At 66.9% G+C, this 14277-nt stretch carries 10 protein-coding genes and 1 pseudogene; 9 read left to right on the plus strand and 2 right to left on the minus strand.

Features of this window, described 5'->3' with window-relative positions; translation table 11 throughout:
• Positions 1–3 precede the first annotated feature (3 nt).
• The gene (locus tag E0T84_RS04825) at positions 4–573 is read right to left on the minus strand and encodes a nucleotidyltransferase family protein (protein ID WP_249383576.1); all 570 of its coding nucleotides are present in this window, start codon (positions 571–573) and stop codon (positions 4–6) included.
• Between E0T84_RS04825 and E0T84_RS04830 the strand changes: the two are divergent.
• The 4 genes and pseudogenes from E0T84_RS04830 to E0T84_RS04845 form a co-directional block, all read left to right on the plus strand.
• A pseudogene (locus E0T84_RS04830) lies at positions 482–1090 on the plus strand (endonuclease/exonuclease/phosphatase family protein); the annotation flags it as partial. The gene E0T84_RS04825 and the pseudogene E0T84_RS04830 overlap by 92 nt on opposite strands.
• Before the next feature lie 18 nt (positions 1091–1108).
• Positions 1109–5251: an NEW3 domain-containing protein gene (locus E0T84_RS04835; RefSeq protein ID WP_138743945.1), complete on the plus strand. Its 4143-nt coding sequence runs from the start codon at positions 1109–1111 to the stop codon at positions 5249–5251.
• On the plus strand, positions 5248–5865 hold the full coding sequence (locus tag E0T84_RS04840) for a malonyl CoA-ACP transacylase (protein WP_070944329.1): 618 nt from the start codon (positions 5248–5250) through the stop codon (positions 5863–5865). The genes E0T84_RS04835 and E0T84_RS04840 overlap by 4 nt, the downstream gene beginning before the upstream one ends.
• 9 nt (positions 5866–5874) lie before the next feature.
• Positions 5875–6771: an ROK family protein gene (locus E0T84_RS04845; protein WP_138743946.1), complete on the plus strand. Its 897-nt coding sequence runs from the start codon at positions 5875–5877 to the stop codon at positions 6769–6771.
• On the opposite strand, the gene E0T84_RS04850 is transcribed toward E0T84_RS04845, so the two are convergent.
• Positions 6672–7106, minus strand: a complete 435-nt coding sequence (locus tag E0T84_RS04850) for a helix-turn-helix domain-containing protein (protein WP_138743947.1) — start codon at positions 7104–7106, stop codon at positions 6672–6674. The two genes, E0T84_RS04845 and E0T84_RS04850, sit on opposite strands and share 100 nt — an antisense overlap.
• 72 nt (positions 7107–7178) lie before the next feature.
• Between E0T84_RS04850 and E0T84_RS04855 the strand changes: the two genes are divergently transcribed.
• The 5 genes from E0T84_RS04855 (at position 7179) to E0T84_RS04875 (ending at position 14246) form a co-directional block, all read left to right on the plus strand.
• The gene (locus E0T84_RS04855; RefSeq protein ID WP_371725692.1) at positions 7179–7622 is read left to right on the plus strand and encodes an anthrone oxygenase family protein; all 444 of its coding nucleotides are present in this window, start codon (positions 7179–7181) and stop codon (positions 7620–7622) included.
• Positions 7623–7876: 254 nt separating this feature from the next.
• Positions 7877–8404, plus strand: a complete 528-nt coding sequence (rplJ, locus tag E0T84_RS04860; RefSeq protein ID WP_070944325.1) for a 50S ribosomal protein L10 — start codon at positions 7877–7879, stop codon at positions 8402–8404.
• 82 nt (positions 8405–8486) lie between these two features.
• Positions 8487–8876: a 50S ribosomal protein L7/L12 gene (gene rplL, locus E0T84_RS04865; protein WP_070944324.1), complete on the plus strand. Its 390-nt coding sequence runs from the start codon at positions 8487–8489 to the stop codon at positions 8874–8876.
• A gap of 203 nt (positions 8877–9079) precedes the next feature.
• Positions 9080–10165 (plus strand): ABC transporter ATP-binding protein, encoded by a 1086-nt coding sequence (locus E0T84_RS04870; RefSeq protein ID WP_138743948.1) that lies wholly within the window; start codon positions 9080–9082, stop codon positions 10163–10165.
• Positions 10166–10751: 586 nt separating this feature from the next.
• Positions 10752–14246 carry a DNA-directed RNA polymerase subunit beta gene (locus tag E0T84_RS04875; protein ID WP_371725693.1) on the plus strand — a complete coding sequence of 1165 codons (3495 nt, stop codon included), beginning with the start codon at positions 10752–10754 and terminating at the stop codon, positions 14244–14246.
• Positions 14247–14277: the final 31 nt, after the last annotated feature.

A 14277-nucleotide genomic window follows, 5' to 3' on the forward strand; every position in this document is an offset into this window, starting at 1 on the left:
AAATCAGGTGATCCCCAGCCGGTCGACGAGCATCAGGAACGCGGCAGCGAAGTCGTTGTCGGCGGTCGCGACCCGTACCGCATCCCAGTCGACCCGCTCGCGCACCGCGCGGGCGGCCGGCAGCAATGCGGCGAAGTCGCAGTGGTGTTCGTTGAGTGAGCGCAGCTTCTCCGACACCACCAGCGTCGGCAGCAGCACCGGCATCCGGATCGCGAGCACGTCGTGAACCTCGGCGGAGCCCAGCACCGCCGCGTCCACTGATTCGCCGTTGAGCTGGTAGAGCACGTCGACCAGGACATCGTCGTCGGGATAGGCCTTGAACAACCAGTCCTCGGGGACGTGCACGATCTGAAAGCCGGCCTTGCGCAACGCCGTCTCGGCCGCCTCGGCGTCGGTTTCGGCGACGACGAAATCGACGTCGTGCACGGGTTCGGGTGCGCCGTAGACCCATAGCGCGTAGCTGCCGGCCAGGGCGAACTGCGGGCCGTGCGCCTTGAACGCCGTCGCGGCCCGCGCGATGAACGCTGTGCACCACCGGTTCGTCGCCGCGATCTCCGGAACACCCGGTGCCACCTGGATGGCCGCAACCGGGCGGGAACAGCCCGGCACCGCCGCCTACGGCATCGCCCTGCTCACCCGGTATCCGGTCGAAAACTGGCAGGTGCTGCGGCTGCCACGGATACCGTTCCGGTTCCCCATGTACGTCTCGGGTATCCGCCGGTTCAGGATCGTGCACGAAGAACCCCGCGCCGCGATGGTGGCCCGCATCGACACCCCGCTGGGCGCGATCTCGGTGGCCAATACGCATTTGTCGTTCGTGCCGGGGTGGAATCGGTTGCAGTTGCGTCATCTCGTGCGTGATCTGAGCGGCTTCCCGGGTCCGCGGATACTCATGGGCGACCTGAACTCGAGCGCACCCGAACACTGGCGCGCCCTGGGGGCCGCCCCGACGTTTCCCGCCGACACGCCGACGACACAACTCGACCACATCCTCACCGACGATCCGGCGCTGTTCGTCACCGACTCCGAAGCGCCCCACCTACCGATTTCGGATCATCGAGCGTTGGTCGTGGACATTTCTTCGCGCTGAAGTCGTAGGGTTTTTCAGATGCGCGTCCTGTCAGTGGAGACGACGGAGCTGTTTGCCGGGCCGGCGGATCACCCCCGCCAGCTGGTCCGGGTGCGATACGAGGCCTGCGCTGCGCCGACGCCGGTGCGCGTCAGCGGAGACGGCCTCTCCGGAGAGGCGATCGCGGCGCCGGGCGGCGGCACCGTCGAAGTCCCCGTCGACGTTGAGCGAGGCGCTCCCGGCGAGGTCCGGCGCGCACGCGTGGACTCGACGGACTTCGACTTCACCGTCGCCGAACCAGGCTGGACCATGTACATGATCAGCCACTTCCACTACGACCCGGTCTGGTGGAACACCCAGGCCGCCTATACCAGCGTGTGGACCGAGGATCCGCCCGGACAGTGCCGCCAGACCAACGGATTCGACCTGGTGGCTGCCCACCTGGAGATGGCCCGGCGCGAGCCGGAATACAAGTTCGTGCTGGCCGAGGTGGACTACCTCAAGCCGTACTGGGACGCCCGGCCGGAAGACCGCGCCGATCTGCGCCGGTTCATCGCCGAAGGGCGCGTCGAGATCATGGGCGGCACCTACAACGAGCCCAACACGAACCTCACCAGCCCCGAGACCGCGATCCGGAACTTTGTGTCGGGCATGGGTTTTCAGCGTGATGTGCTGGGTTCGAACCCGGCCACCGCCTGGCAGCTCGACGTGTTCGGGCACGATCCGCAGTTCCCCGGGATGGCGGCCGACGTGGGCCTGACCTCCAGTTCGTGGGCCCGCGGGCCGCATCATCAGTGGGGGCCGATGCAGAACGACGGCGACCCCGAGCGCATGCAGTTCGCCAGCGAGTTCGAGTGGATCGCGCCGTCGGGCCGGGGCCTTCTCACGCACTACATGCCCGCCCACTACTCGGCCGGATGGTGGATGGACTCGGCGGCCTCGCTGGCCGAAGCCGAGGAATCCACCTACACACTGTTCACCAAACTCAAACGAGTTGCGTTGACCCGCAACGTGCTCCTGCCGGTCGGCACCGACTACACCCCGCCCAACAAGTGGGTCACCCAGATCCACCGTGACTGGAACGCGCGCTACGTCTGGCCCAAGTTCATCTGCGCTCTGCCGTCCGAGTTCTTCAGCGCCGTGCGCGCCGAAGCCGACGAGCGGGGGATCACGCCCTCCCCGCAGACCCGCGACATGAACCCGATCTACACCGGCAAGGACGTCTCCTACATCGACACCAAGCAGGCCAACCGGGCCGCCGAAGACGCGGTGCTCGACGCCGAGCGATTCGCCGTGTTCGCCGGACTGCTGGGCGGCGCGGACTACCCCCAGGCCGCGATGGCCAAGGCCTGGGTCCAGCTGGCCTACGGGGCACACCACGACGCCATCACCGGATCGGAGTCCGATCAGGTCTACCTCGACCTGTTGACCAGCTGGCGGGACGCCTGGGAGCTGGGCGTCACCGCGCGCGACAACGCGCTGAGCCTGTTGTCCCGAGCCGTGGACGGTTCGGTCGTGGTATGGAATGCCTTGGCGCACAAGCGGACCGACATCGTCACCGTGCACCTGGACCAACCGTTCCCCGGTGCGCTGCTCGACAGCGACGGCAACGAGGTGCCTGTACTGGTCGAGCATGACGGGGCGAGCGTGAGCTGGCTGGCCCGCGACGTGCCGTCGCTGGGCTGGCGGGCCTACCGGTTCGTCGCCGGGACAGCGCGCGGCTGGCAACCGGCGGGGGGCGACGAGATCGCCAACGAGCGTTACCGGCTGCGTATCGATGCGGCCCGCGGCGGTGGGGTGTGCTCACTCGTCGACGACGGGCGTGAACTCATCGCCGACGGCGGCGTCGGCAACGAACTGGCGGTCTACGAGGAGTATCCGGCCCATCCGGAGGCCGGCGAAGGCCCCTGGCACCTGCTGCCCACCGGACCGGTCGTGGGCTCCTCGGCCGCCCCCGCCGAGGATGTGCAGTGTTATCAGAGCGCACTCGGACAGCGGGTGATCGTGCGGGGCCGCATTCCAGATCTGTTGCGCTACACCCAGATCATCACGCTGTGGTCCGGTGTGGACCGTGTCGATTGCCGCACCGTCATCGACGAATTCGTCGGCGCGGACCGCCTGGTGCGGCTGCGGTGGCCCTGCCCGGTGCCGGGCGCGTTGCCGGTGAGCGAGGTCGGCGACGCGGTGATCGGCCGTGGATTCGGCCTGATGCACGACCACGGAGCCGGCCACACCGGCAGTGCTGTTGACGCCGCCCAGCACCCGTGGACGCTGGACAACCCGGCTTACGGTTGGTTCGGCCTGTCCTCGGCGGCGCGGGTGCGTATCGGCGAGGCAGTCCGGGCAGTCTCGGTGGCCGAGGTCGTCGCTCCCGACGAGGGTGCCGACCCGCGCGAGCTGATGGTGGCCCTGGTGCGGGCCGGCGTCACGGCCACCTGCAGCGCCGCCGACAAGCCCCGCTACGGCGATCTCACGGTGGACTCGAACCTGCCCGACACTCGGTTCGCGCTCGGTGGTCCGGACGAAAACCCGTTCACCGCAGCTGTTCTCGCAGAAGCCGACATCGCCTACAGCGACGAGTTCAAACGTCAGATCGACGCGACGGGCTCGGCCCGGGTATGGGTTCCGGCCACCGCGCCGTTGTCCGAACAGTGGGTGCCGGGTGCCGACTTGCGTGGAGTGCGAACCCTGCCGGTGCTGATCCTGGCCGGCGACATCGATGCGGTGGTCGAGGATCTGGGGGACGCCGAGATCCTCGTTACCCAACAGGCGCCCGCGGCGGCCGAACCGTTCGACGCCCGCACTGTCGCACTGCTGAACCGCGGTGTGCCGAGCTTCGCCATCGAGCCCGACGGAACGTTGCACACGTCGCTGATGCGGTCCTGCACGGGCTGGCCTTCGGGCACCTGGATCGACCCACCGCGCCGGACCGCGCCGGACGGATCCAACTTCCAATTGCAGCACTGGACACACACATTCGACTACGCCCTGACCACCGGCCGCGGTGACTGGCGGGACGCGGGCATCGCATCGAGCGCCGCGGAGTTCAACCGGCCCCTGCAGCCGGCGGTGGCCGAATCGGACGCGGGTGGCGGGCTGCCGTCGTGGGGATCGCTGCTGGAGATCGAGCCGGCGGGCGCCGTACAACTGGGCGCACTCAAAGCCGCGGGGAATCCGCTCGCCTCGGGCAGCGTCCGCAGCGCCGATCCGGCCGACGGGGTGACCGCGCGCCTGGTCGAGATCACCGGAAGCCCTGCCGAGGTCACGCTGCGCTCCGGCCTACGTGCGGTCACCGCGGCCGCGAACCTGAACCTGCTGGAAGAACCGGCACCCGAGCAGCCGTCACATCTGAGCCTGCACGGCTACCAGATCGCCACGGTCTCCACGCAACTCAACCTGCCCAGGGTATTGCGCGGTGAGCATCGGCGATTGGCACCCGATGCCGAGGCGGCCCAACCGCTGTATGCCAGGTACTGGCTGCACAATCGTGGCCCGGCGCCCCTGGGCGGGCTGCCCGCTGTCGCTTACCTGCACCCGGAAGGCATTGCCGGCCAACCCGATAGCGAAGTGGTGGTGCGGCTGACCGCGGCCAGTGACTGCACCGATGCCGCACTGCACGGCCGAGTCAGGCTGACCGGCCCGGCGGAGTGGGATGTGCAGCCCGCCGAGTTGCCCTACGTCCTGCCACCCGGCGAACACCTGGAAACCGATGTGGTGCTGAACATCCCGGCCTCGGCCAAGCCCGGGCTGTATCCGCTGCGCGCCGAACTCTCGGTGACCGGCAGTGGATCAGACGCACTACCGCCCTCGTGGCGGCAGGTGGTCGAGGACGTCTGCATCGTCACGATCGGGGCACCCGAAGCGAACGTGCTCAAGCTGGTGTCCGAGCCCCACGGCGTCGACATCAGGGCCGGTGAGACCGCGCGGATTTCGATGGTGATCGGCACCGACGCGCTCGCCGGCCTGACCGCCGAGGCGCACCTGATCAGCCCGTGGGGAACGTGGGACTGGATGGGGCCGGCGGCGGTGGGCGTCGAAGTGCCCGCGGCCGGCACCGCCGAGATCGGGTTCGACGTCACACCACCACCGTGGGTGGAACCAGGCCAGTGGTGGGCGCTGATCCGGGTGGGTTGCGCCGGCCGGCTGATCTACTCACCCGCGGTGAAGGTCACGGTGCGATGAGCCACGTGACATGGGCGGCGCAGGTGGCCGGAAAACCGGTGTCGGTCACCGAGATCGACGAGCGGGAAGCCGTGCTGCGGGCCGGGAACCGTGCCTCGGCGCTGCCGCGCCCCGGCACCAGCGAGGGGCGGCAGCTGCGCCGCTGGCTCACCCAGTTGGTGGTCGCCGAACGGGTGGTCGCCGATGAGGCCTCAGCGCGCGGGCTGTCGGGCCTCGGTGCGCCCGGTCGCGACGAGGTCCTGCCCGACACCGCGGCCCAGCTGGAGATCGGCAGCGTGGCCGCCGCCACCCTGGACTCTCCGCTGGCGCGGGCGGTTTTCGTGGATGTGACTGCTGCAGTGGATGTTTCAGATGCCGAGGTGGCTGACTATCACGCGCGGAATCCGCTGCGATTCGCGTTGAAGCAGGCGGACCCGAGCGGATGGCGTGGCCGGCCGGTCTGTCCGTCGTTGGATCAGGTGCGCGACCGGGTCGCCGCGCAGCTGAGAGGGGCCGCCCGTAGGCAGGCCTTCCGGGAATGGCTCGACGCGCGCTGCGCGGCCGTGGTGCAACTCGCGCCCGGATACGAGCACCCCGGCGATCCCCGCCAACCGGACAACACGCACAAGCACTAGGAGCGCTACGTGACTCTCACCCTCGCGGTCGACATCGGCGGCACCAAGATCGCCGCCGGTCTGGTCGACTCCGAGGGGCGGCTGGCGCATCGGGCTCAGCTACCGACCCCCGACGGTGACGCCGAGACGGTGTGGGCCGTGGTCGAGAAGCTGCTCGGCGAGGCCATGCGGACGGCGGACGGTGCCGCGACCGGCGTCGGTGTCGCCTCGGCCGGGCCGATCGACCTGCCCCGCGGGACGATCACTCCGATCAATATCACTGAGTGGCAACACTTTCCGATAGTGCAGCGGGTGGCCGAGGTTACCCGTCTGCCGGTGCGGCTCGGCGGCGACGGGCTGTGTATGGCGCTGGGTGAGCAGTGGTGCGGGGCGGGGCGGGGTGCGCCGTTCCTGCTCGGCATGGTGGTCTCGACCGGGGTCGGCGGCGGTCTGGTGCTCGACGGCGCACCGTATGACGGCCGTACCGGCAACGCGGGTCATGTCGGCCACGTCGTCGTCGCACCCGATGGCGGCGACGCGTGTACGTGTGGCGGGCACGGCTGCGTCGAGACCATCTCGTCGGGCCCCAGCATGGTGCGCTGGGCCCGGCGCCACGGCTGGGACGGTACGGATGCCAAGGCGCTGGGTCATGCCGCCAACCAGGGAGACGGCGTGGCGCTCATGGCCTTTCAGCGCGGGGCACGTGCGGTGGCGGCGATGATCGCGTCGGTGGGTGCGGTGTGCGATCTGGATCTGGTGGTGATCGGCGGGGGAGTGGCCAAGTCCGGGGCACTGTTGTTCGACCCACTGCACGCTGCGCTGGCCGACTACGCCGGGCTGGAATTCCTGCGGGGACTGCGGGTGGTGCCGGCCGAACTCGGTGGCGACGCCGGCCTGGTGGGCGCGGCGGCCCTGGCCCGCGGCTGACGGTTGTGCTTCTGGATCTCCATGTGGGTGCGACCCCAGTTGCACAGGGCTTGCAGCACCGGCTCCAGTGTTCTTCCGTACTCCGAGATCGAGTAGTGCACGCACGGCGGCACCGTGCCCGCGTCATGGCGATCGATGATGCCGGCGTGCACCAGATCGTGCAGGTGCCGGATGAGCATGCGCTCGGTGATGTCGGGGATGCTGCGGCGCAGTTCGGCGGTGCGCATCGGCCCGTCGGCCAATCGCCACAGGATGGTGCCCTTCCAGCGGCCGTCGATGACCGACAACGTCGCGTCGATCGGGCACTCACCGATCTCTTTCTTGGAAACCGCCATGTCGGGCCTTCCTATGCTGACTAATTTGTCAGTACCTTGTTTTTTGTCAGCGTACTGACCAGGCTCGACGATGTGAACGGAATCCTGCAAATTCTCGCCGTCATCGTCATGGGTCCCCTTCTCGGTGTCGAGTTCGGGGTGGCCGCATTCACCAACCCGATCCTGCGGCGGCTGCCCGACGCCGCGTATCGGCAAGCTCGCGGCGCCGGTAGCCGGATCCTCGGGACGGCGATGCCGTTCTGGTACATCGGTTCCACCGCACTGCTGATCGCCGTCACGGTGTGGCGACCCGGGCCCCTGCTCATCGCGGCCGTGGTGCTGATGATCCTGGTCATGCTGCTGTCGGTGACCACGCTGGTGCCGATCAACAACCGTGTCGCCGCGGGATCCGGTGCTGCTGACGGGGGCCTTGATCAGTTCCACGACCTGGCCCGGCGCTGGGATCGTCTGCACTGGGTGCGCGTGGCGTTACTGGCGACCGCGTTCGTGCTGCTGGTGGTGGCCGGCGCCGGTTGAGGCGGGGCGGACGCTCCCGTTTTGGCTGATTGGCAGGTGTTCGGCTACTCTGGCCTGGTTCCACCGAAGACCGTCGGTCACCTAGCAATAGGTTGAAGGTCCGGGAGATGTCCCGGCGGCCCACGTAGGAGGACGAGGCTGGACCAGTTCCGCACTGGATTTCTCTGCGCCCCGACCTGTCTGCGTCGGGGCGTTCGTCATTTCACGGCCCCGAGTTTGGTGGAGCGCCCGATACCCACCACAAGGAGGCATGCATGGCCACAGATGACAAGGCCGCAGCGGTTGCCGACATTGTCGAGCGGTTCCAGGGGTCGACGGCTGCCGTCGTCACCGAGTACCGCGGCCTCACGGTGGCCAACATCTCCGAGTTGCGTCGTGCGCTCGGTGACTCCGCCACCTATCGCGTCGCCAAGAACACTCTGGTCAAGCGCGCGGCAGCCGAAGCCGGCATCGACGGGCTCGACGAGCTGTTCGTCGGTCCCACCGCGATCGCGTTCGTCACCGGCGAAGCTGTCGACGCCGCCAAGGCGATCAAGAAGTTCGCCAAGGACAACAAGGCGCTCGTCATCAAGGGCGGCTACATGGACGGCAAGGCGCTGTCCGTCGCCGAGGTCGAGAAGATCGCTGACCTCGAATCGCGCGAGGTTCTGCTCGCCAAGCTGGCAGGCGCCATGAAGGGCAACATGTCCAAGGCCGCCGGCCTGTTCAACGCGCCCGCTTCTCAGGTTGCCCGCCTCGCCGCGGCGCTGCAGGAGAAGAAGGCTGCTGAGGAAGCTGCGTAGAAGCTTCCGCTTCACCTGCCGCTGCTGCTCAACCGCACAAACCACCCAACATCTGTAAGAAAAACCAGGAAGGACCATAAACATGGCCAAGCTGTCCACCGACGAACTGCTCGACGCATTCAAGGAAATGACCCTGCTGGAGCTCTCTGAGTTCGTGAAGCAGTTCGAAGAGGTCTTCGAGGTCACCGCTGCCGCACCGGTCGCCGTTGCTGCCGCCCCCGCTGCCGGTGGCGCTGCCGCCGAGGCCGGCGAGGAGCAGTCCGAGTTCGACGTCATCCTCGAGGGTGCCGGCGACAAGAAGATCGGCGTGATCAAGGTCGTCCGCGAGATCGTCTCCGGCCTGGGCCTGAAGGAAGCCAAGGATCTGGTCGACGGCGCTCCCAAGCCGCTGCTGGAGAAGGTCTCCAAGGAGGCCGCCGACGACGCCAAGACCAAGCTCGAGGCTGCCGGCGCCACCGTCAGCGTCAAGTAGTTCGACACCTGACCGCAAGAACCCCCGAATCCCCACGGATTCGGGGGTTCTTTGCTTGGATGGGCTCCGATTGGTTCGACTCAGGACTGGGTACTCCCGGATGTTGGGAGACATGCGTGTGTGGTCGGCGCCGCGTGCGCTATGGTGACTCAAGCCACAGGCCGCAGCAGGTGGCGGGGTGAGCCGTAGGCGGAAGGATCTTTATGGGCGTCCAGATCGATGTGACGGGGCTTAGCAAATCTTTCGGATCATCGAAGATTTGGGAAGACGTCACGATGTCGATTCCTGCTGGCGAGGTCAGCGTGCTTCTGGGCCCGTCGGGTACCGGTAAATCGGTGTTCCTGAAGTCCCTGATCGGCCTGCTGCGCCCCGAGCGCGGCTCGATCGTCATCGACGGCACCAACATCCTCGAGTGCTCGGCCAAGGAGCTCTACGAGATCCGCACCCTGTTCGGCGTGCTGTTCCAAGACGGCGCGCTGTTCGGCTCGATGAACATCTACGACAACACCGCCTTCCCGTTGCGCGAGCACACGAAGAAGAGCGAGAGCGAAATCCGCAACATCGTGATGGAAAAGCTCGAGCTCGTCGGTATGCCCAACGACGGCCACAAGTTCCCCGGTGAGATCTCCGGTGGTATGCGCAAGCGTGCCGGCCTGGCCCGCGCGCTGGTGCTCGACCCGCAGATCATCCTCTGCGACGAGCCGGACTCCGGCCTGGACCCGGTGCGTACCGCCTACCTGAGCCAGCTGCTCATCGACATCAACGCGCAGATCGACGCGACGGTGCTGATCGTGACGCACAACATCAACATCGCCCGTACCGTGCCCGACAACATCGGCATGCTGTTCCGCAAGCAGCTGGTCATGTTCGGCCCCCGCGAGGTGCTGCTGACCAGCGAGGAACCCGTCGTCAAGCAGTTCCTCAACGGACGGCGTATCGGCCCGATCGGTATGTCCGAGGAGAAGGACGAGGCGACCGCGGCCGCCGAGCAGGCCATGCTCGACGCCGGTCAGCATGACGGCGGTGTCGAAGAGATCGAAGGCGTGCCGCCGCAGCTGACCGCAACGCCCGGTATGCCCGAGCGTCAGGGTGTGGCCCGCCGCCAGGCCCGCGTGCGCGAGATCCTGCACACCCTGCCGCCCGCCGCGCAAGCCGCGATCCTCGACGACCTCGAGGGCACCCACAGGCTGCCGGTACACCAGTTCGGCGACGAGCCCACCACGCGCCACCACCGTGCGGCTGAGGACGATGCGCCGACCGGTGCCATCGAGGTGCCACACCAGAGCTGAGTTTGGATCAATCAGGCCGGGCCCCCAGGGTCCGGCCTGATTTGCGTCATGGGGCAGGGCGCCGTGGCACGGCGGAGTTGTACAGCTGGGTGCGGTCAGCGCATCGGGGCTGCTCGCGCCTTCGGAGTGGCCTGACCGGCGCTCGGCAGGAGTTTGCCCGACCTGCAGTTCAGGGGAGATCTCGGCGCACAAAACCGCGCGTCACCTCTTGACGGACGGCCATGGACAGGCCAATCTGTTGGGCAGCATGTGTGAAAGGGTTGAGGGACGCCAGCCAGCGCCGGGTGACCCGATTCACACGGTGAGTATTGGTGGCCGAGGACTGCTCGTTGAATAAGTTGCCGTCTTGCGCTATTGTTGGACGTTGCGCTGGCTGCATCCTGCCCACCCTCACCTGACCTGCACATAGTGTTCTAGCCTGAGCGTTGCTCAGTATCTAGTCCTGTGCCGTGCGTATGGGGTTTCGGACAGGCTGAAGTGGGAAGTAGCCAGCCGAACCGACGCAGAAAAAGCGACGATCGGGCCGGCACTCGGATCTTTTCGAAGGCCTTCCGCGCAGTCGCATGAGGTGCTGGAAGGATGCATCTTGGCAGTCTCTAGCCAGAGCAAGTCAGCGAACGCTATCACCAATAACTCCGTCCCAGGAGCACCAAACCGAGTTTCTTTTGCCAAGCTCCGCGAGCCACTTGAGGTTCCGGGGCTGCTCGACGTTCAGACGGATTCCTTCGATTGGCTCGTGGGTTCGGATGAATGGCGGCAGAAGGCTGTCGATCGCGGTGAGACCGACCCCAAGGGCGGCCTCGAAGAGGTGCTCGAAGAGCTCTCCCCGATCGAGGATTTCTCGGGCTCGATGTCGCTGAGCTTCTCCGACCCGCGCTTCGACGAGGTCAAGGCGCCGGTCGACGAGTGCAAAGACAAGGACATGACGTACGCGGCCCCGCTGTTCGTCACGGCCGAGTTCATCAACAACAACACCGGTGAGATCAAGAGCCAGACGGTCTTCATGGGTGACTTCCCGATGATGACCGAGAAGGGCACCTTCATCATCAACGGCACCGAGCGTGTCGTGGTGAGCCAGCTCGTGCGCTCGCCCGGTGTGTACTTCGACGAGAGCATCGACAAGTCCACCGAGAAGACGCTGCACAGCGTCAAGGTGATCCCCGGCCGCGGTGCGTGGCTGGAGTTCGACGTCGACAAGCGCGACACCGTCGGTGTGCGCATCGACCGCAAGCGTCGCCAGCCGGTCACCGTGCTGCTCAAGGCGCTGGGTTGGACCAACGAGCAGATCACCGAGCGCTTCGGCTTCTCCGAGATCATGATGGGCACCCTGGAGAAGGACAGCACCGCCGGTCCCGACGAGGCGCTGCTGGACATCTACCGCAAGCTGCGTCCGGGCGAGCCGCCGACCAAGGAGTCCGCGCAGACCCTGTTGGAGAACCTGTTCTTCAAGGAGAAGCGTTACGACCTGGCCCGCGTCGGCCGCTACAAGGTCAACAAGAAGCTGGGGCTGAACGCCGGCCAGCCGATCACGTCGTCGACCCTGACCGAGGAAGACGTCGTCGCCACCATCGAGTACCTGGTGCGTCTGCACGAGGGCCAGACCGTAATGACGGTGCCTGGTGGTGTTGAAGTACCGGTCGAAGTCGACGACATCGACCACTTCGGCAACCGTCGTCTGCGCACCGTGGGTGAGCTGATCCAGAACCAGATCCGGGTCGGCCTGTCCCGCATGGAGCGTGTCGTGCGCGAGCGCATGACCACCCAGGACGTCGAGGCGATCACGCCGCAGACCCTGATCAACATCCGTCCCGTCGTGGCGGCGATCAAGGAGTTCTTCGGCACCAGCCAGCTGTCGCAGTTCATGGACCAGAACAACCCGCTTTCCGGGCTAACTCATAAGAGGCGTCTGTCCGCTTTGGGCCCCGGCGGTCTGTCCCGTGAACGTGCCGGCCTTGAGGTCCGCGACGTGCACGCCAGCCACTACGGCCGCATGTGCCCGATCGAGACCCCTGAGGGTCCGAACATCGGTCTGATCGGCTCGCTGTCGGTGTACGCCCGGGTCAACCCGTTCGGCTTCATCGAGACCCCGTACCGGAAGGTCGTCGACGGTGTGGTCACCGACCAGATCGACTACCTGACCGCCGACGAGGAGGACCGCCACGTCGTGGCGCAGGCCAACTCGCCGATCGCTCCCGACGGTCGCTTCACCGAAGACCGCGTGATGGTGCGCCGTAAGGGTGGCGAGGTCGAGAACGTGGGCCCGTCCGACGTCGACTACATGGACGTCTCGCCGCGCCAGATGGTGTCGGTCGCGACCGCGATGATCCCGTTCCTCGAGCACGACGACGCCAACCGCGCCTTGATGGGTGCCAACATGCAGCGCCAGGCGGTTCCGCTGGTGCGCAGCGAGGCCCCGCTGGTCGGCACCGGCATGGAGCTGCGTGCGGCCATCGACGCCGGCGATGTCGTGGTCTCGGAGAAGGCGGGCGTCGTCGAGGAGGTCTCGGCCGACTACATCACCGTGATGGCCGACGACGGCACCCGGCACACCTACCGGATGCGTAAGTTCGCCCGGTCCAACCACGGCACCTGCGCCAACCAGCGTCCGATCGTGGATGCCGGGCAGCGGGTCGAGGCCGGCCAGGTCGTCGCCGACGGTCCGTGCACCGAGAACGGTGAGATGGCCCTGGGCAAGAACCTGCTCGTGGCGATCATGCCGTGGGAAGGCCACAACTACGAGGACGCGATCATCCTGTCCAACCGCCTGGTTGAAGAGGACGTGCTCACCTCGATTCACATCGAAGAGCACGAGATCGACGCCCGCGACACCAAGCTGGGCGCCGAGGAGATCACCCGGGACATCCCGAACGTCTCCGATGAGGTGCTGGCCGATCTCGACGAGCGCGGCATCGTCCGCATCGGCGCCGAGGTCCGCGACGGCGACATCCTGGTCGGCAAGGTCACCCCGAAGGGTGAGACCGAGCTGACCCCGGAGGAGCGCCTGCTGCGTGCCATCTTCGGTGAGAAGGCCCGTGAGGTCCGCGACACCTCGCTGAAGGTGCCCCACGGTGAGTCCGGCAAGGTCATCGGCATCCGCGTGTTCTCCCGCGAGGACGACGACGAGCTGCCCGCCGGCGTCAACGAGCTGGTCCGCGTCTACGTGGCCCAGAAGCGCAAGATCTCCGACGGCGACAAGCTCGCCGGACGCCACGGCAACAAGGGCGTCATCGGCAAGATCCTGCCCGTCGAGGACATGCCGTTCCTGCCCGATGGCACCCCGGTGGACATCATTCTGAACACCCACGGTGTGCCGCGTCGTATGAACATCGGCCAGATCCTGGAAACCCACCTCGGGTGGGTCGCCAAGGCCGGCTGGAGCATCGATGTCGCCGAGGGGACTCCGGAATGGGCGTCCAAGCTGCCCGAGCAGCTGCACTCGGCGCCGGTCGACAGCATCGTGAGCACCCCGGTGTTCGACGGTGCTCGCGAGGAGGAGCTGGCCGGTCTGCTCGGCTCGACGCTGCCCAACCGCGACGGCGAGGTCATGGTCAATGCCGACGGCAAGGCGACGCTGTTCGACGGCCGCAGTGGCGAACCGTTCCCGTACCCGGTGACGGTCGGCTACATGTACATGCTGAAGCTGCACCACCTGGTGGACGACAAGATCCACGCCCGCTCCACCGGTCCGTACTCGATGATCACCCAGCAGCCGCTGGGCGGTAAGGCGCAGTTCGGTGGCCAGCGATTCGGTGAGATGGAATGTTGGGCCATGCAGGCCTACGGTGCCGCCTACACCCTGCAGGAGCTGCTGACCATCAAGTCCGACGACACCGTCGGCCGGGTCAAGGTGTACGAGGCGATCGTGAAGGGCGAGAACATCCCCGAACCCGGTATTCCGGAGTCGTTCAAGGTGTTGCTCAAGGAGCTGCAGTCGCTGTGCCTCAACGTCGAGGTGCTCTCCAGCGACGGCGCGGCGATCGAGATGCGTGACGGTGACGACGAGGACCTGGAGCGCGCTGCCGCGAACCTGGGAATCAACCTGTCGCGCAACGAATCCGCTTCAGTCGAAGACCTCGCCTGATCTCGCCCAGTAGTCAAGTTTCAACACCCGC

Source organism: Mycobacterium sp. DBP42 (assembly GCF_005924235.1).
GTDB lineage: Bacteria > Actinomycetota > Actinomycetes > Mycobacteriales > Mycobacteriaceae > Mycobacterium > Mycobacterium syngnathidarum.

Coding starts and splice junctions, on each gene's coding strand:
- E0T84_RS04850 (WP_138743947.1), bottom strand. CDS start 7,106: ATGGCGGTTTCCAAGAAAGAGATCGGTGAGTGCCCGATCGACGCGACG.
- E0T84_RS04870 (WP_138743948.1), top strand. CDS start 9,080: ATGGGCGTCCAGATCGATGTGACGGGGCTTAGCAAATCTTTCGGATCA.
- E0T84_RS04840 (WP_070944329.1), top strand. CDS start 5,248: ATGAGCCACGTGACATGGGCGGCGCAGGTGGCCGGAAAACCGGTGTCG.
- rplL (WP_070944324.1), top strand. CDS start 8,487: ATGGCCAAGCTGTCCACCGACGAACTGCTCGACGCATTCAAGGAAATG.
- rplJ (WP_070944325.1), top strand. CDS start 7,877: ATGGCCACAGATGACAAGGCCGCAGCGGTTGCCGACATTGTCGAGCGG.
- E0T84_RS04835 (WP_138743945.1), top strand. CDS start 1,109: ATGCGCGTCCTGTCAGTGGAGACGACGGAGCTGTTTGCCGGGCCGGCG.